Origin of the sequence: Brevibacillus sp. SIMBA_040 (genome assembly GCF_046535075.1) — a bacterium.
Taxonomy (GTDB): Bacteria; Bacillota; Bacilli; order Brevibacillales; family Brevibacillaceae; genus Brevibacillus.
Genome location: NZ_JAWRXI010000005.1, coordinates 220,632 through 239,301 on the forward strand (window position 1 = coordinate 220,632; position 18,670 = coordinate 239,301).

At 48.3% G+C, this 18,670-nt stretch carries 15 protein-coding genes; all 15 read left to right on the top strand.

What is annotated here, in order from left to right; all coding sequences use genetic code 11:
- Window positions 1-11: 11 nt before the first annotated feature.
- The 15 genes from SB752_RS10890 (at window position 12) to SB752_RS10960 (ending at window position 18,644) form a co-directional block, all read left to right on the top strand.
- Complete coding sequence (locus tag SB752_RS10890) at window positions 12-1,187, top strand: DUF2515 family protein (protein WP_410715670.1); 1,176 nt, start codon at window positions 12-14, stop codon at window positions 1,185-1,187.
- Between the two features lie 112 nt (window positions 1,188-1,299).
- Window positions 1,300-3,456 (top strand): DNA topoisomerase III, encoded by a 2,157-nt coding sequence (locus SB752_RS10895; protein WP_410715671.1) that lies wholly within the window; start codon window positions 1,300-1,302, stop codon window positions 3,454-3,456.
- 115 nt (window positions 3,457-3,571) lie between these two features.
- Window positions 3,572-4,237 carry a PspA/IM30 family protein gene (locus SB752_RS10900; RefSeq protein WP_410715672.1) on the top strand — a complete coding sequence of 222 codons (666 nt, stop codon included), beginning with the start codon at window positions 3,572-3,574 and terminating at the stop codon, window positions 4,235-4,237.
- A gap of 80 nt (window positions 4,238-4,317) precedes the next feature.
- On the top strand, window positions 4,318-4,722 hold the full coding sequence (locus SB752_RS10905; protein ID WP_410715673.1) for a DUF350 domain-containing protein: 405 nt from the start codon (window positions 4,318-4,320) through the stop codon (window positions 4,720-4,722).
- A gap of 24 nt (window positions 4,723-4,746) precedes the next feature.
- Window positions 4,747-5,253, top strand: coding sequence for a DUF4178 domain-containing protein (locus SB752_RS10910; protein ID WP_410715674.1), 507 nt, complete (start codon window positions 4,747-4,749; stop codon window positions 5,251-5,253).
- 11 nt (window positions 5,254-5,264) lie between these two features.
- Entirely contained in the window at window positions 5,265-6,065 is an 801-nt protein-coding gene (locus tag SB752_RS10915; RefSeq protein WP_410715675.1) for a DUF4247 domain-containing protein, read from the top strand.
- Window positions 6,066-6,522: 457 nt separating this feature from the next.
- On the top strand, window positions 6,523-7,170 hold the full coding sequence (locus SB752_RS10920; protein ID WP_410715676.1) for a DUF4912 domain-containing protein: 648 nt from the start codon (window positions 6,523-6,525) through the stop codon (window positions 7,168-7,170).
- Window positions 7,171-7,184: 14 nt separating this feature from the next.
- On the top strand, window positions 7,185-10,043 hold the full coding sequence (locus tag SB752_RS10925) for a 1,4-alpha-glucan branching protein domain-containing protein (protein WP_410715677.1): 2,859 nt from the start codon (window positions 7,185-7,187) through the stop codon (window positions 10,041-10,043).
- 33 nt (window positions 10,044-10,076) lie between these two features.
- Window positions 10,077-12,452, top strand: a complete 2,376-nt coding sequence (locus tag SB752_RS10930) for a sugar phosphate nucleotidyltransferase (protein WP_410715678.1) — start codon at window positions 10,077-10,079, stop codon at window positions 12,450-12,452.
- Between the two features lie 39 nt (window positions 12,453-12,491).
- Complete coding sequence (locus SB752_RS10935) at window positions 12,492-14,453, top strand: glycoside hydrolase family 15 protein (protein WP_410715679.1); 1,962 nt, start codon at window positions 12,492-12,494, stop codon at window positions 14,451-14,453.
- A gap of 19 nt (window positions 14,454-14,472) precedes the next feature.
- The gene (locus SB752_RS10940; RefSeq protein ID WP_410715680.1) at window positions 14,473-15,897 is read left to right on the top strand and encodes a phosphoglucomutase/phosphomannomutase family protein; all 1,425 of its coding nucleotides are present in this window, start codon (window positions 14,473-14,475) and stop codon (window positions 15,895-15,897) included.
- A gap of 160 nt (window positions 15,898-16,057) precedes the next feature.
- Window positions 16,058-16,699 (top strand): serine/threonine protein kinase, encoded by a 642-nt coding sequence (locus SB752_RS10945; protein WP_410715681.1) that lies wholly within the window; start codon window positions 16,058-16,060, stop codon window positions 16,697-16,699.
- Window positions 16,700-16,774: 75 nt separating this feature from the next.
- On the top strand, window positions 16,775-17,227 hold the full coding sequence (lspA, locus tag SB752_RS10950; protein ID WP_410715682.1) for a signal peptidase II: 453 nt from the start codon (window positions 16,775-16,777) through the stop codon (window positions 17,225-17,227).
- 68 nt (window positions 17,228-17,295) lie between these two features.
- Window positions 17,296-18,222 (top strand): RluA family pseudouridine synthase, encoded by a 927-nt coding sequence (locus SB752_RS10955; RefSeq protein WP_410715683.1) that lies wholly within the window; start codon window positions 17,296-17,298, stop codon window positions 18,220-18,222.
- Between the two features lie 20 nt (window positions 18,223-18,242).
- Entirely contained in the window at window positions 18,243-18,644 is a 402-nt protein-coding gene (locus tag SB752_RS10960; RefSeq protein ID WP_410715684.1) for a VOC family protein, read from the top strand.
- Window positions 18,645-18,670 lie beyond the last annotated feature (26 nt).

Here is an 18,670-nt window from a genome sequence, read left to right on the forward strand (position 1 = left end):
GAGGATGGAGAGTGAAAGTACCATGGTTCGTTCATCACCCGCTCCAGCCTCTGATTAAGGAGTTAAAAAAGGGGCAAGCGCTTGAAAAAAGAGGGCAGTTCCCGGAGAAGCTGCCTGAATCTGAGCAAGAAATCGTGGTGAGGATTCGGCATAAGACACAGCAGCACAATGCTGACAATATAGACAGAACCCGTGCCTATTTCGACTTTTACGAAAAGCATCCCGAAATTCACTGGGCGCTTCTGGCGCATCTTGTATCTCGCAATGCGGGCTGGAGTATGACTGATCTGCGCGGCGAATTGCTGCCACGGCTACTGTCTACCAAAGAGCAGCTGGACTTCTTTTCATTTTTGGAGCGGGGGAACTGGCTGATCTTTCATGATGCCTACCCTCAATTATTACTGTATGAGGAGAGCGTAAAGCGTCAGACCAACCTTTTTCACCTGCTTCCCCAGCTAAAGGTTTCTGCCTTTATGCAAGCGGTATGGAATGTTTTTTGGGTAAAAGGGGATCGTGAGCTGCTTGCGGTCGCTTTGATTATCAATGAGCAAAATTTTTTGGAGGAGCAAGTGATGAAAAACGCGCAGTACCGGAGCACTGTGCTGCAATCGTTGCCATTTGCACTTCAGGAGCTGCTGCAGCTGAATCAAATTTTATTTCCGTACAATCCTTACCAGGAAGCATTCGCGGCAAAAAATGAGCTTCCCCTGCGATTGATAGGACAAAACGTCTCACATTTTGCCTCTTTATCCGAGCGAATCACATTGGGGAAGAGCTTATATGCCCTGCTGTTCCGCACTGATGATTATTTGGATGGTGTGAGTAGATGGGCAAGGAAGACTCCACATTCAGGCTCGAGAAAAGACTTTTGGCCCGATCTGTTTCACGATTTGAACGAAACAGTCCCAGGAAGGAGCTATCAGCGAAAAATAGCCAGCTGTCGAATCAAGCCCGGTGCAAATCGGCTTTACTCCCCTGTTCTTCGCAACGCTTGGAAAACGATCGTGCACACCCCCCCGGCTGACATGGACTGGTATCACGGCCAAGCTGAGGTGATAAAGGTGCTCATGCTGTCAGAAGGGGCAGCGAATACAGCTGAGATGGGCGAGGTGTACTGCCAGACACTCGAGAAAATGGAGCTTGCAGTGCTTGCTCGCGGAAAAATTTTTGGTGAAAGATCGTTTTAGGAAATCATTCCCTCTTCTTTACTTGTCTGATGTAGTAAAATAGGGGAGGGAACGAATGTTTTGTATACATGGTCCCAGGCAACTTAGGTAGCAGATAGGGAGTAGAGCAGGTATGAAAGTCGTTATTGCAGAAAAACCGGACCAGGCGCTGAAGCTGGCCAGTCCGTTTTCTCATAGAAAACAGCAGGGCTATGTTGAGGTCCATCCGAATCGAATTTTTCCTAACGGAGCTTTTTTTACGTGGGCAGTAGGGCATGTTTGTGAGCTGGTTCCTCCAGAGGCATATAATCCAGCCTGGAAAAGATGGTCGCTCCCATCGCTTCCGCTCATCCCGGATTCTTTTCGCCATCAGGTCATGAAGTCGAAAGCCAAGCAATTTGCAATCATTAAACAGCTGTTGAAACGAAGTGAGGTAAAGGGCATTATCCATGCAGGCGATGCTGGACGTGAAGGCGAGCTCATCGTGCGCACCATCATCGAGATGTGTGGTGTGAAAAAGCCGATGAAGCGTCTGTGGATCTCTTCATTAACCGAGCGGGCTGTCACAGCGGGATTTGAGGCGCTGTTGGATGAGAACCAGACGCGCAATTTGTACGAAGAGGCATACAGTCGCTCCTGTGCAGATTGGCTTGTGGGAATGAACGCTTCACGGGTATATACGATCTTGTTAAAGCAAAAAGGGATCAGCGATGTGTTCTCGGCAGGTCGCGTGCAAACTCCAACGCTCGCTCTCGTGGTAAAGCGCGAAAAAGAAATAGCTGCCTTTAAGCCTGAGCCTTTTTGGGAGGTCAAAGCTACCTTTGAAGTGGACAAAAAGCGCTACGAGGGTGTGTGGCACAAAGACGGAGAGACTCGTCTGAATGATCCGGACATGGCTGCCAAAATCGCTGGATTTTGCAAAGACAAGCCTGTACAGGTAAGTGAGGTTGAAACGGAACGCAAGGAATTTTTGCCACCGTATTTGTTCAATCTGTCTGCGCTGCAGGCGACGGCCAATAAGATGTTTAAATACTCGCCACAAAAAACACTCGAAATTGCGCAAAAGCTGTATGTGAAAGGGATTCTTTCTTACCCTCGCTCGGATTCGGCGTTTGTCACAGCAGAGGAAGCCAAAACTTTTCCGGATATTTTATCCAAGCTGTCCAAGCAGTCCGAGTATCAAGCTTACTTTCCGACACCGAAAGCTTCGATTGCACAGGATAAGCGATATGTAAATCAAAAGAAAGTAACCGATCACTATGCGATCATCCCGACTGAGCAGGTACCGACAGTCTCCCAGCTTAGTGACGAAGAACGGAAAATATACGATCTCGTCGCCCGCAGGCTGATTGCCGCACACTGCGAAAGCGCCTTGTTTGATTACACGACCGTCTCTACCTTGGTCGATGCCAGAGCCACGTTTGTGAGTAAAGGAAAAGTGCAGATTCGTGCTGGCTGGCGCGAAGTGTTATTTGATGAAGAAAAAGATGACAAGGAATCGATTCTGCCGCCACTGGTCAAAGGCGAAACAGGAAAGGTACGCAAGGTAGAGGCAAAGGAAAGCAAGACACAGCCGCCCAAACGGTATACCGAAGGACAGCTTATCACCTTGATGAAAACCGCCGGAAAGCATCTGGACAATCAAGAGCTGGAGAAGGTCCTGATGAAAACCGAGGGACTAGGTACGGAAGCGACACGAGCAGGCATCATCAATATGCTCAAAGAACGCAAGTATATCGAGGTGCGCAAAAATCAGGTCTTCGCAACACAGAAAGGAACCTTGTTAATTGATGTGATCGGCGACAAAATTTTGGCTTCTCCGGAAATGACCGCACGCTGGGAACAGCGTTTAGGACAAATCGGCCTGGGCGAGGCTTCAGCCGGAGCTTTCATGGAGCAAGTAAAAAAGCTCTCCCACAAAATTGTGGAGGATGCGATGGAGCAATCAAAGGGCTGGAAGCTGGAAGAATACGATATTTCTTCGATGCCAAAGTCCAAGCAAGCATCGAAGTTTTCACTCGGCTCCAAAGTAGCTACGTGTCGCGTGTGCAAAGGTGACCTGGTAGACAAGGGAGACTTTTACGGCTGCGCGAATTACAAGACAGCGCAATGCACCGTGACGCTCTCCAAAACGATCATGGGCAAAAAAATATCCGCAGCCATGGTGAAAAAGCTGATGGATACCGGGAAAACCAATTTGATCAAAGGCTTTGTCAAAGGGAAGGAACACTTCGATGCTTATATGATGTGGGATGAGCAGGAAAAAAAGGCAAAAGTGAGCCGCGAGTAAAAATTAATCAGAAGATCATGAAACTTACTTGTGTAAGAAACGTAGAAACATGTATAGAGGGAACGGCACTCCTGGTAGTCGCTGGTCCTAGAACGTACTCAAGGAGGAAGAATCTATGTCCATTTTTAAAAGACTTCGCGATTTGACTATGTCCAATCTGTATTCACTGATTGAAAAAGCTGAAGATCCAATTAAAATGACCGATCAATATTTGCGCGATATGCAAGAAGACTTGGGAGAAGCAGAAAAAGCGGTTGCTGCCCAAATCGCACTCGAAAAGAAATTCAAAGTGCTTTACGAAGAGCAGGAAGCTTTGGTGAAAAAGCGTGAGGAGCAGGCACATGTAGCGGCACAAGCTAAAAACATCGACCTCGCGCGCCGAGCTTTGGAAGAAAAGAAAGCTGCCGAGCAGAAAATGGCCGAGTACAAAGAAGGCTACGAGAAAAACAAGCTTGCTGCAGACGGTCTGCGCGACAAGCTGACCGAAATGAAAAAACAAATTACCGAGCTGAAAAACAAGCGTGAAACATTGGTCGCTCGTGTCAATGCAGCTAAAGCGCAAAAAACGATCAATCAAGCAATGGCTGGCTTCGACGGCAACTCTGCTATGGCTGGCTTGAAGCGTATGGAAGAAAAAGCGCTGCAAATGGAAGCAGAAGCAGAAGCCAGTGGAGAGGTTTACAAAAAAGAAAGCTCCCTGGATGATGAAATTGCCAAGCTGAGCAAGGATCAGCAAGTGGATGATGAATTGGCTGCGCTGATGAAAAAATACGAGGGGTAAACCGCTTCTGGCGGTTCCCCTTTTTTTCTACGCGTGATACATGAGTTGTTGGATAACAACTTGATTCGGGGGGATACGTTTTGGAATGGATTCAGATTATGGCGATGCTCGTCTGGACGGCTGCAGGCGCCGTTTTATTAACCGTTTTGATGTGGCTTGACGCACTCTTTACGAAATATAACGACATGCAGGAAATTAAGAATGGCAATGTAGCTGTAACAACGCGGTTTGTCATGAAGCTGTTTGCGCAGGGATACATTTTATCGCAATCGATGCTCAATTCGAGAGATTTATTTGTAGCATTACTTGTTTCAGTGGTCTCATTTATCATCTTGTTCTTGGTGGAAAAAATTGTGGAGCTCATTTTGAGCAAAGCTGCTGGGATTGATCTGGAGCAGGGGACGAAACAAGGAAAAGTCGCACACGCGATGCTTGCCGGTTCCTTCCATATTGTAGGTGCCCTGATTTTGGCTGCATGTCTGTAAAGCGTGCCGGAGAGGAGTACAGAAATGAGCTTGTTTAAACGAATTCAAAATATATTTGCGAAGCATGAGCCACCAGTAGAAGAAAAGAGCATTTTGACAGTCGGACCCGGCGATGTCGTAGAGGTATCCCTGGAGACGTATCAGGTGACTGGCAAAGCAAATAACGCCAGTCGCAATGCAACCATGCTGACCTTGCAGGACGGTAATACGATTCGTTATCTTTTCATCGAAGAACGTGAGAAAACGGTCTACCATTTGTACAACGTGATTGACGGCAGATTGGAATCAGTCGAGGAAGTACCGACGACGATTGAAATGGATGATGTTACGTATCATCTGGAAGAGCAGTATACCGGACGAGTGAATGTCGTGGGCAAGGCTCCTTTCCATACATCTGGAGAGCAGTACATCTGGCAATTCCAATCCGATCAGCGTCAACTGCTGCGAATTGAATGGCAGGATGGCCGATTCATGCTATATGAAGGGGAGACTGTCCTTTCAGCTGATGTGCAGGTCTTACGCGGAACGTAGGGGGTGAGAATATGCCACAAAGTTGGATGAAATTGATCAAGCTCCTGCTCATTCCGGCGATTTTCGTTCTTGTGATGGCAACTACAGGGTGCTCCGCGGATATGAGCAATTCGTATCCATTAGAATCCGTATCAACCAAGGAAAAGGGGCAGACCTCTCGTATATACCGTGCGGAAGATAAGACGGTGCCTGAGGTGGCACAAGAGCTGGTAGATCAGAAGCAGCCTGAAGAAATCTCCAAAGAAGATACAGAGCACATGTTCCTTGTTTACAAGGACGAGATTTACCATCTTCAAAAAGATGCTGACAAACCATCAGATACGCTTATTGAGGTAGATTCCAAGGAATATGTACGTCAAAACTACGATTCATCCTTTTTACAGGGGTACCTCGTAGCGACGATAATCAATGACATATTCGACGGTATGAAAAACAACTCAAAGGGTAGCTATCGCGGCTACTCGAGCAAGGAGATTTACCAGCCTTCGACGGGCTCATATCATACCCCGACTGAAAAGGAGAAAAAGGCAGCACCACCGATTACCAAGGAAGGTTCAGGTAGTATTACCAAGCGCAGTGCTACGAAAAAGAATACGGATGGCTCTGCCGGGGCTGGCGGCGACATTTTCAAGAAACAGGTTGAACCGTCGACAGGCAGCACGGGCAAAATTATCCGCAATTCCGACAGTAGCTCATCCAAATCAAGCAGCTCGGTAACCCCTAAACGCTCCTCAATTTTTTCCTCTCCAAAAAGCAATTCACCCCCGCGAACCAAAGTCGGTGGCTCTGGACGTATCACGAAAAGAAGATAGCTTTTTACAGGCTCGAAATAGGCAAACCCGCTCTCAAGGCGGGTTTTTTGTTGCGTAGTTAAGGATTTAGGCTAAGCTTTTCGGGAAAAACGTGGTCGTTTCTCCAGGTGGATTCCTCAATCGAGGTTTTCTTCTGATCAAAATTATTTCTGTAACTTATTTTTCATAAAGCAATGAATGTATTGAGAAATGGCTTTGTAAGATGTATGGATGAGAGGCGGATGGACCGCAGTCATCATGCATGACCCTTTGTTCAGGGGGAAGGCAAGTTTATCGTCAGTGGAAGCGGTTTCCATTTATTCATTATCGAGTTTTGTTTACGGATGACGAAAACAAGATCGATTATCGACAAAAGAAGAAGGGAAGTGCCTACAACGTTCGACAGTCTTTGTTAGCGGTATTGGCTATGATGACAATGTGGCAAACAGGGAAAGAAAGCGGAAAGGAGCGCTCTACGATGTTGGATAAAATTCTCGAGCTTCGTTCACAATCCAAGTCCATCGCACAAATTGCCAAAGAATGTGGCTTAACCGTTGGACAGGTAAAATACCGTTTGCAAAAAGACAAAGCCAAACAAGATTCGGTAACAAATGCGGATTCAACTGCACCGCAGCGCCTCCTTTCGCGTGCAGAGCATGAGTGGAAGCTACCCGCATTTTATGGGCGGGATCTCGTGAAAGTAATGGCACAAGGTCCATCTGTGCTGTTTGTATACTGGGAGATTACCTGGCCGCGAATGAGAATGGTTGCCTCCTATATGCAGGTTGATTTTCGTTACATCCAAAAAGGATTGCGCATTTACGATGTTACAGACCGGTTGTTTGATGGGAAAAATGCACATGACATAAAAGATGTTCTGGTATCCGAAGAGGCGCATTCTTGGTACGTCAACCATGTTGCGCCAGGGCGAACCTATATAGTTGACTTTGGTTTGTATGAGCAGGGACGTTTTTGCCCGATTTTACGCTCAGAGCCTATCGTTACACCTCGCAATTCGCAAGCTGCCTGGGGAGAACCGTTGGTAGAGCCGGTTAAAGATTCTACCGCACCTTCCTGGTACGAAAACTTTTCCTCGTATTCCCTCTATTCCAAATCAACCAAATAAGTGAGGTGTCATCTGTGAATAACGGTTATCTCTCCCTCGTGTTGCATGCCCATCTGCCGTATGTCAGACACGGGGACCGGGACGATTACCTGGAAGAGCGATGGGTGTACGAATCGATGCTGGAGACGTACATTCCCTTGTTGCTGGTTTTTGACAGGCTCCTCGCAGACGGAATCGATTTTCGCATGACCCTTGCTGTATCTCCTACGTTGCTGTCCATGCTAGACGATGAATTAATCCAAGCGCGCTTTCGGGCGCACTTAGCCAAAACCGTCGAGCTGGCAGGAAAAGAAGTTAAACGAACTGCCCATCATTCCAAAGAACATCGCGTTGCCAAAATGTATCTGGAACGTTTCCGCACAATTGCCACCTATTGCCGAAAGCTGGATTACAAGCTGATAACCGGCCTTCGGCGCGTGCAGGAAAGCGGCAGCGTGGAGCTGATTACGTGTGCAGCCACTCATGCCTTTCTTCCGTTTGTCGAAACAGAGGAAGCTATCAGGGCTCAGCTCCAGATAGGCATCGATACGCACGAGCGCGTTCTCGGGCGACGTCCGAATGGCATTTGGCTTCCTGAGTGCGGATATACCCCAGGTGTGGATCGACTGTTAAAGGAGGCAGGACTTCACTTCTTTTTCGTAGACAGCCACACAATCAACCATGCGACTCCAACTCCACGAAGAGGCTTGTATGCACCGCTGTTTACTCCACATGATGTAGCTGCCTTTGCTCGCGATGAGGTAGCATCCCGTCAGGTTTGGAGCTCATTTGATGGCTATCCGGGCGATTACGATTATCGGGAGTATTACCGTGATATCGGATTTGATCGGGAAATGGACTACATTGAGCCTTATATTCATCCAGCTGGAATCCGCGTACATACAGGCCTGAAATATTATCGGATCACTGGACCAAACGAACATAAGGATTGGTATGAGCCTGAATGGGCGCGTGAAAAAGCAGCGTCTCATGCGGGACATTTTTTGTACCATCGAGAACGACAGATAGAGGAAGCGTCTGCCTGGATGGACCAAAAGCCATTGGTCGTCGCCACTTATGATGCCGAGCTGTTTGGGCATTGGTGGTATGAAGGTCCACAATTTCTGGATTACCTCTTGCGAAAGACGGTTTGTGATTCCAAGCACGTGACATTAATAACGCCCTCCGAATATTTGGCACGCTATCCCAATCAGGATCGGGCCCATCTACCCATGTCTACGTGGGGACGAAATGGCTATGGAGAAGTGTGGTTAAATGAGCGGAATAGCTGGATTTATCGTCATCTGCATCAGGCAGAAAGAGACCTGATTGAAGCTATTTCCAGTCTGTATGAAACGTGTGTGCCGGATGCCAGCAGCAATCAAGTCAAGAGTCGTTGTCTCAAGCAGGCTGCGCGGGAGCTGATGCTGGCGCAGAGCAGTGACTGGGCATTCATTTTAGACGGTCAAACGGTTGTCGAATACGCAGTTCGCCGTATCCACAATCATTTGGTGAGGCTTCGAGAATTGCTTGCGCTGTTTTATCAAGAGCAGCCCGATGAGGAGCGCCTAGTCGAAATGGAAGCAGCCTATCCATTGTTTCCTGGCCTTGATGAGACGTACTATTTGCCGAATCGTGCGCATAGAGTGAACGTATCGCGTCAAATGGTAGCGGCAAGCCAATCCCAGCAACCGGAGAGAAGCGTACTGGTGCTGAGCTGGGAGTTTCCGCCTCATGTAGTAGGAGGACTTGGTCGGGCCGTTTATGATCTGTCCCGTCATCTGGTCAGTCAGGGAATTGAGGTGCATGTTCTGACAGGCGCGGCTGATTCAGTGGCAAAACAGGAGCAAATGGACGGTGTGCACGTGCACAGACTCCCGACGTATGTCCCGAGTGAGCGGGAAGACTTCATGCAATGGGTGTTCCAGCTAAATCTCGCGATGGTGGATGCAGTAGAGGCGCTCATGCAAAATGGACTCAGAGCAGATGTAATCCACGCACACGATTGGCTAGTTGGTTGGGCAGCCATAGAGCTGAAGCAAAGGCTTTCTATACCGCTAGTCACCACGATTCATGCCTTGGAGCATGGTCGACACCAAGGCATTCATACTCCGCTGCAACATCGCATTCACGAGTGCGAGCGGATACTGACGGAGGCTTCGGATCGTGTCATTGTTTGCAGTCACTATATGGGAAATGAGGTCAAGAAGCTCTTTCATGTAGCGTCTGAAAAACTCACAGTTATCCATAACGGTGTCGAAGCAAAAATGGCATACGAAGTCGAAAATCAAGAACTCAGACAACAATTATCACTTGGCGATGGGCCTATCCTTTTTTTCGTCGGACGCTTGGTTCGTGAAAAAGGAGCTCATTTATTAGTAGAAGCAGTGGCGCGACTTATTCATGCTTATCCTGCCCTGCAGCTCGTTATTGCAGGAAGAGGACCGATCCTGGAGGATTTGAGGCAGACAGCTGCACAAATGGGAGTCACCCACCACGTACGTTTTTTAGGCTTTGTCGATGACGAACGCCGAGATCAATTGTTTCACCTGGCAGACGTTGCTGTTTTTCCGAGCTTGTATGAGCCGTTTGGCATCGTGGCACTCGAAGCGATGTCTTTTGGTACGCCGCTCGTAGTCGCAGACACCGGAGGCTTACGAGAAATTGTACGGCATGGAGAAAACGGGGCAACCGTTTATGCGGGTGATGTGGAATCCTTGGTCAATCAATTGCACTGGATGCTGGGAAACCCCGACAAGCGTCTTCAAATGGCGGCAGCTGCAAGAAACGATGTACTGGAGCATTATGACTGGACGATGCTTGCACAACAGACTATCGAGCAATATCGCTTGCTGACGAAGTCTTCACATGAGGTAGGAGTCGGATCAACTTAGGAAATGTAGACGATGAAGGAGGAACTAAGAAAGATGAAGGCAGTAATCATGGCTGGCGGTAAAGGTACCCGTCTACGTCCGTTAACATCCCATACTCCAAAACCAATGGTGCCATTGTTAAACCGTCCTTGCATGGAGTACACGATTGATCTTCTGAAAAAACACGGAATTACAGAGATTGCAGTGACACTCCAATATCTGCCTGATGTCATTCGCAATACATTTGGCGATGGTTCTCGCTACGGCGTATCGCTCGTATATTTTGAAGAGACGACTCCGCTTGGAACAGCAGGCAGTGTAAAAAACTGCGCAGATTTCCTGGATGAGCGGTTTATTGTTATTAGTGGAGACACCCTGACCGATATTCATTTGTCAGACGCTATTCGCTATCACGATCAAAATAACGCTCTTGCTACGCTGATCATGACGAAGGTAGAGACGCCACTGGAATTTGGCGTGGTGATGACCGATGAGAGTGGACGAATTACCCGTTTTGTAGAGAAACCGAGCTGGGCGGAAGTGTTTAGTGATACCGTCAACACTGGCATGTACGTATGCGAGCCGGAAGTCCTCTCTTATATATCCGAAGATCGAGAAGTCGATTTCAGCAAGGAAGTGTTTCCGCTCTTTTTACAGGAAGAAAAACCACTCTATGGCTACTTGGCTGAAGGGTATTGGTCGGATATCGGTTCATTAGAAGTATATCGTCAGGCACAATTTGATTTGTTGGATGGTCGCGTAAATCTGGAGATCAAGGCACAGGAGATCGCCCCGCGAATTTTTCTTGAAAACCATGTACGCGTTGATTCCTCTGTCCGACTGGAAGGGCCTGTATACATTAGTGAGAATGTTCATTTGCAAAACGGGGTAGCAGTAGGCCCGTATTCTGTGCTAGGTGCGAATACAAGCGTCGCTACAGGGACTAAATTATCGCAGGCAATCGTCTGGGAAAATACCGTCATTGGAAAAAAAGCAGAGATCAATGGAGCGACACTTTGCCGCAATATCCGCGTTGGTGAATGCGTCATACTCGGCGAGGGTGCAGTTATTGGGGATCATTGCAAAATCGGTTCCAAATCCGTTGTCAAAGCCGGTGTAAAAATTTGGCCAGATAAAGAAGTAGAGGAGAGTGCGACGGTCCATACTTCCCTCATCTACGGAACCCGCCAAACCAAAAATTTGTTCGGTACAAATGGCATTAAAGGGATCGGGAATGTCGAGATCACCACCGAGTTTGTCACTCGACTGGCCGCAGCCTACGCTTATTTGCTCAGACCAGGCAGCAAAATTGCTCTTTCTGCATGCTCGCATCCTTTTGCACAGCTGCTCAAGCATAGCATGATGACAAGTCTATGCTCTTCTGGAATCGACACCGTTGATTTTGGCATGGGGAATGCTCCCTTGATGAGGTATGGTGTACGGGGTTTGCAATGCATTGGTGGTATTCACCTGTACATGGCTGAGCCGCTGGAAGAAAAAGAGATAGTCATTCAGTTTATCGATCATGCAGGTTTGCCGATTTCACGAGACATGGAGCGAAAGATTGAAAATGCCTACTGGCAAGAAACGTACGTACGGAGCCTGCATCATTTGGGAGAATTGCATGTAGAGCACCAAGTGCAGGAGGCCTATTTGCGAGCGATGGCAGAGCAAATAGATGTCGCGCGTATCCAGCGCCAACGATTCCACCTTTTGATAGATTGCGAGACTCGCTTTATGCCGGCCTTTTTGACACCGTTCTTTCAGGCTCTAGGGATAACGGTCGTGTACGGACCGATTCAAGAAGGTGTAAGCAAGAACGGGGCAGATCTGGGGATTCGACTTGATAAAAACGCAGAGCAGTTCTCTTTGTTCACAGAACAGGGACAAAAACTGTCAGCCGAACAGCTTTTAGCTTTGCAGCTTTTAGCGTGCAGTGGACATCACAAGCGTATTGGTTTGCCAGTAAGCGCCCCGATGGAGCTGGAGCATTTGGCGCAGCTTTTGCAGCTGGAGGTCGTTCGGACAAAGGTTGCCCCACGCTCCATGATGGAGGTTTCTGTAGAGGAACGCTTTCATCCCATGTTTGATGCGGTGTACAGCCTGATGAGAATTCTCTCTTATTTGTCGCGGGAAGAAAAAACGATGAGTGTGCTGCTTGAGCTTTTGCCAGCATGCCATATGGAGAAAAAAACGGTATTTTGCCCGTGGTCGTCCAAAGGAAAAGTGATGCGCAAGGTGCTGGAGGAAAATAAAGGGAAGCTATTAGAGCTGGTTGACGGGATCAAGGTCTACGACGTCAACGGATGGGTTCTGATCTTGCCGGATTCGGAAGATTCACATGTGAAAGTCATTTCCCAGGGAGCTACTGCAGAAACGGCAGCTACGCTTGCTTCTTCCTATGCTAGACGGATTGCAGAATATCAATAATGGCTATTTGGCGTGAGCCTGCGAAAAGGACGTGAGGGTATGCCGAGACCACTCGTCGTAGGGAACGGAAGACTGCTGATCAATTTTGATGACAGGCTTCATATGCGCGATTTGTACTATCCGTATGTCGGACAGTTGAACCATGTAGGCGGACACTTTAGCAAGCTGGGCGTATGGGTGCAGGGGCGTTTTTCCTGGGTCGATGAGGACGGCTGGAATCGCAAGCTCGGATACGGGCGGGAGTCGCTGGTTACCGATGTTCATGCCCGTCATGAGCATCTGGGATTGTCTCTTCATATAGCAGATGGGGTACACCAGCGAGACCCGATCTATTTGAAAAAGGTTCGTGTCCACAATCTTGCGAGTGAAGCGCGTGAAGTGCGTTTATTTTTCAACCATGATTTCAGTTTGAATGAAACAGAGGTAGGCGATACAGCCGTTTACGATCCGATACTGCAAACCGTGTACCACTACAAGCGAAACGTGTACATCATGATCAACGGGAAGACGCCAGAAGGTGGAATCGATCAATTCAGTACAGGAATCAAGCGTTTTAACTATGCAGAGGGGACATGGCGTGATGCGGAGGATGGCCTATTGTCGGGTAATCCCATTGCACAAGGCTCCGTGGATAGTACGGTGTCATTTCGCTTGATGCTGCAGCCACTGGAAGAAAAAACGCTATCTTACTGGATGTGTGTCGGGGATTCCTATGAAGCTGTGAAAGCGTTGAATCAGTATGTGCTCGATAGTGATCCGGAGCGTTTGCTAAGCAGAGTCGCAGTATATTGGCAGCGCTGGGTAAACAAGGAGCAGCGAGATTTTGCCGACCTACCAGCCGAGGTTGTGGATTTGTATAAGAGTAGTCTGCTCCTCGTCCGTACGCAAATTGATCAAAACGGTGCCATTCTCGCCGCCAATGATTCCGATATTCTGCAATACAACCGCGATCATTACAGCTATATGTGGCCGCGTGATGGTGCTTTAATCGCAAGTAGCATGGCCAAGGCAGGATACACTGGAGTCGTCGCACCGTTCTTCCGCTTTTGCGCTAATGCTCTAAACGAGGAAGGGTATTTGCTACACAAGTACAATCCTGATGGCTCGGTCGGATCGAGCTGGCATCCGTACATCGTCGATGGTGAGGTTCAACTGCCCATCCAAGAGGATGAGACGGCTCTGGTGCTGCATGCCTTGTGGGAGCAGTACAAGAGTGGTAAGCAGATTGAGGATTGTCAGGCCCTGTATCCTACGCTGGTTCGTCCTGCTGCTCGCTTCCTGCTCGAGTATGTGCACCCTGAATTGCAACTGCCGAAGCCCAGCTATGACCTATGGGAAGAGCGGAGGGGGATTTTTACCTTCACCTGCGCGACTGTTTTTGCTGGACTTAAAGCGGCTGCCCGTTTTGCCCAGCTGTTCGGAGATGATCGCCGTTACAGACGCTACGATGAAGGGGCAGAGCGAATCCGTACTGCCATGATCAAGCATTTGTACGATCCGGAAATAGGTCGATTCCTGCGCGGGATTTATGTCCGTCCGAACGGGAAGATCGAGAAGGATTTCACGGTAGAAAGCAGCTTGTTTGCCTTGTTTGCACTGGATGTACTCCCGGCAGATGATCCACGTGTCATCAGCACGATGGAGGCAGTAAAACGGGGCCTACGTGTGGATACGGAAGTGGGTGGCTTCGCTCGTTACCAAGGTGATTACTATTTCAAAAAATCACATGATACAGCAAAGGTTCCCGGAAATCCATGGATCATTTGCACGCTGTGGGTAGCAGATTGGGAGATCGCCATTGCGAAATCGAGAGAAGAGCTAGAGGAGCCAAAGCGCAGGCTGTCGTGGGTAGTTCGCCACGCATTACAGAGCGGCGCCCTTTCGGAACAGCTGGATCCATATACAGGAGCTCCCGTGTCAGTTGCCCCCTTGACATGGTCACATGCTACGTATGTTGCTACTATTTTACGTTATTTGGAGAAGGTGAACGAGTTACGGTAACGAGAGGAGAGCTGAGGAGATGAAAGCAATCCGTTTTGGAACGGACGGCTGGCGCGACATCATGGCAGACGGGTTTACGATGGAAAACGTACGCATCGTCGCACAGGCTATTGCCAGTTATACAAAGGAAACAGGACAGCAGGATGAGCCCATTTTGGTCGGGCATGACACGAGGTTTTTAGGTCGGCGATTTGCGGAGGAGATTGTTTCTGTCCTGACGGGCAACGGGATTCGGACCTATTTGGTCAACGAAGCGGCGCCTACTCCAGCGGTTGCCTTTGGTGTCAAGCACTTCGCTGCGAGTGGTGCCGTGATGGTAACAGCCAGTCACAATCCTCCCGAATATAATGGAATCAAGTACATTCCGGAATATGCAGGACCTGCTACACCAGCGATTACGAAACGTCTGGAAGAATGGATTCAAAAAATTGGGAAGTCCGGTGAAGTAATCACGACATCATTGGCAGAAGCCGTCAACCGAAAGCTGATGCAGGTTATTGTCCTGCGTCCCCATTATGAGGCGCATTTACGTCGTATGATCAATATGGATGTGCTCAAGTCGTCCTCCCTGCACGTAGTCGTAGACGCTATGCATGGCTCTGGAATGGGCTATGTCAGTGGTCTTTTGGCAGAGGCAGGTGTCAATACAGTCGGCATCAGAGAAACACCAGACGCAGCCTTCGGAGGCGACCTGCCCGAGCCGAATGATCAGCATTTAACCTTGCTAAAAAAAGAGGTTGTGAACCGACAAGCAACGCTGGGGCTTGCCAATGATGGGGATGCCGACCGTTTTGGAGCTGTAGACCGCTTTGGCAGGTATATCCCCCCTAACGACGTGTTGGTCCTCTTAACGTATCATTTGAAGAAAAATCGAAAGCTCTCAGGCAGGATTGTCCGAACGGTTGCAACGACGCATTTGTTGGACCGAATGGCAGAAAGGTACGGACTGGAGCTGGTAGAGACCCCCGTTGGGTTCAAGTATATTGGGGAACAGATGAGAAAAGGGGACGTTCTGATCGGGGGAGAGGAAAGTGGTGGAGCAAGCATACTCGGCCATATCCCCGAAAAGGACGGCGTGCTGATCAATCTATTGCTAGCTGAAATGTGCGCATCTGAAGGTAAAGAGATCGACCGAATTTTGCGGGATGTCTATGATGAGTTCGGCGAATTGTTCCATACGCGTCTCGATATGCGCCTGCAGGAAAAGCAGCAGTGGATTGAGCAAATAGTTACCTCGCCCCCTGAGCATGTGGGACCTTACCGCGTGCAAGGCGTCAATCGCATGGATGGCATCAAGCTGCTGCTTGAGGAGGGACACTGGGTACTGATTCGACCTTCGGGAACGGAGCCGCTTGTGCGTATTTATTGCGAAGCGACCCATGCTACTGCGCTGGACAAAATCAAGGAAGCCATCCGTGAATGGTTTCAGGAAATCAATGTATGACAGAGGAGAGAACCTGCCTTTATGGTGAGGTTCTCTTTTGCTGCAAGCTGATTGCCACAGGTGTTTGTAAAGTGTTTGATTTGGGGGTTTTTTATAAAAAAACATTTTGCTAGAATCAATATATGTGTGAAGTCGGTATCTAGATGAGAGATGAGGAACTATGCGTATAGACCAACAAGTATTGCAGTCTTTTTTACAAGAAGTAAAGGTAGAAAGCCAGTCGCCAGATGACCCGGTTGTTGTTCTCCATACACCCTATCCGTGGGAGCTGGTGGGAACTGGAAATTACGCTGCTGTCTTCGCTCATCCTGACTACCCGCCTGTAGTTATTAAGCTGTATGCTCCAGGACGTCCTGGCTGGGAAAATGAAATCGAAGTGTATCGCAAGTTGGGGGAGACGCGCTCGTTCCCCATATGCTACGATTCGGGAGAAGGCTATTTGGTGATTAAGCGTATGAATGGCATATCGCTGTTTGATTGTGTGCGTTTTGGCATCCCAATCCCCCCAAGAGTGATCGAAGACGTAGAAGAAGCGCTGGAGGAGGCGCGCAAAAAAGGCTTGTTTCCACACGATGTTCATGGGAAAAACGTCTTAATGAATCAGGGACGAGGCTATCTGATCGACGTGTCAGACTACTACAAAAACATTCCAGATAGTAAGTGGCGTGATTTACGGAAGGCATATTACAAGGTATACCTGCCTTTTTTAAAGGATCGAGGATGGAAAATTCCTCTGTGGGTACTGGATGGGGTACGCAAAGGATACCGTTTGTATAAAAAAGCATGGCGCTTGTTCCGATAACCTTACTCTGGTAAAATGAACATTTGACAAATGTGATTGCTAGGCTGATCGAGTCAGATGAAGGAGGATATTCCATTGTTGTATTATCTCATTGCTGCAGTCATTATTGCGCTTGATCAGTGGACCAAGCATCTCGTATTGAATTACATGGAGCGAGGAGAATCAATTCCGTTGATCGCTGATGTATTTCATCTCACCTCACATCGAAATATGGGAGCAGCCTTTGGTATTTTGCAAAACCAACGCTGGCTGTTTATCGTCATTACAGTCGCTGTAGTCGTCGGAATCGTGTTCTCCCTGATTCGCATTGGAAAAAAACAACCACGCGCTTCCCTCGCACTGTCATTGGTACTGGGTGGAGCCATTGGAAACTTTATTGATCGTGCCACTACTGGCCAGGTTGTTGACTTTCTCGATTTCACCTTGATCCATTTTCCGATTTTCAACGTGGCTGATATGGCGATTACAATCGGGGTAGGCCTTTTGCTTCTCGACGTTCTGCTAGATGGTAAGAAAAAAGACCGGTAATGGAAGAGTCTGTTTTCGTTGATACTAACGAGCAGATGCTTACATAGTTACCTAATGAGGAGACAAGCATGAACGACACGCAATTATTTGAACGTTATGATTGGAATGTAGAGCCCGCCGATGTAAGTGAGCGGATCGACAAATATATTACCCTGCAAAATGAAGACTGGTCGCGCTCGCAAGTCCAAGCCTGGATCAAGGAAGGGCGCGTAACAGTTAACGGCGAACCAATCAAAAACAATTACAAGCTACAAGCTGAGGATGAGGTTACCCTGCGTGTTCCGCCGCCAAAGGAAATGACGATCGAACCAGAGCCAATGCCTCTAGAAATCGTCTATGAGGACAGTGACGTCGTCGTTGTGAACAAGCAGAGAGGTCTGGTTGTCCATCCGGCACCAGGCCACTACAGTGGTACACTCGTGAACGGCTTGCTGGCGCACTGCAAGGATTTATCAGGAATTAATGGTGTGCTGCGTCCTGGAGTTGTCCATCGTATTGACAAGGATACATCGGGCTTGTTGATGGTTGCTAAAAATGACAAGGCACATGTCGGACTGGCTGAACAACTGAAAGAGCATACTGTGGATCGCAAATACGTGGCGATAGTTCATGGGGTTATTCCGCATGAAATGGGAACCATTGATGCCCCTATCGGTCGCGACCCGAAAAATAGACAGCAAATGGCCGTCGTATTTGAGAACAGCAAGCCAGCGATTACTCATTTTGTTGTGCTGGAACGCTTCAAGGAGCATACTCTTGTTGAGCTCAAGCTGGAAACGGGACGTACACACCAAATTCGTGTGCATATGAAATATATTGGCTATCCACTTGCAGGTGATCCCAAGTACGGACCAAAAGATACACTTGATCTGGACGGACAAGCCTTGCATGCGAAGACACTTGGCTTTACCCATCCGCGGACAGGCGAGCGGTTGGAATTTGAGGCGCCGATGCCTAAAGAATTGGTTGATACGATGCAATTCCTACGACAATAATAAAGCTGGAGGAATCGTAAATGCTTAAGCGGTTAGCTCATGTGACGTTGTATGTCCACGATTGTGAGGAAGCGCTCCAGTTTTACACAGAAAAACTCGGTTTTCAAAAACGGATGGATTCCAAAATGGATGACGGCTCTCGGTGGCTTACCATCGGGTTGCCTGATCAAGAGCTGGAAATCGTGTTGCATGATCCTACGCACTGGCACCGGGAAGACGTAGCACAAGCCATGCTCCAGCAGGTAGGCAAAAATCCAATGTGGGTATGGCAAACCGAGGATTTTCAAGGTACGTATGAGACCTTCCAGCAGCGTGGGGTGAAGTTTATCAGTGAACCTCATGAGGTGATGTACGGAAAGGAAGTCATTTTTGAGGACCTGTACGGAAATCGTTTTTTGCTACTGCAACCGACAACGATGTGAGGCTTACATAATGAGTATGTGAACGG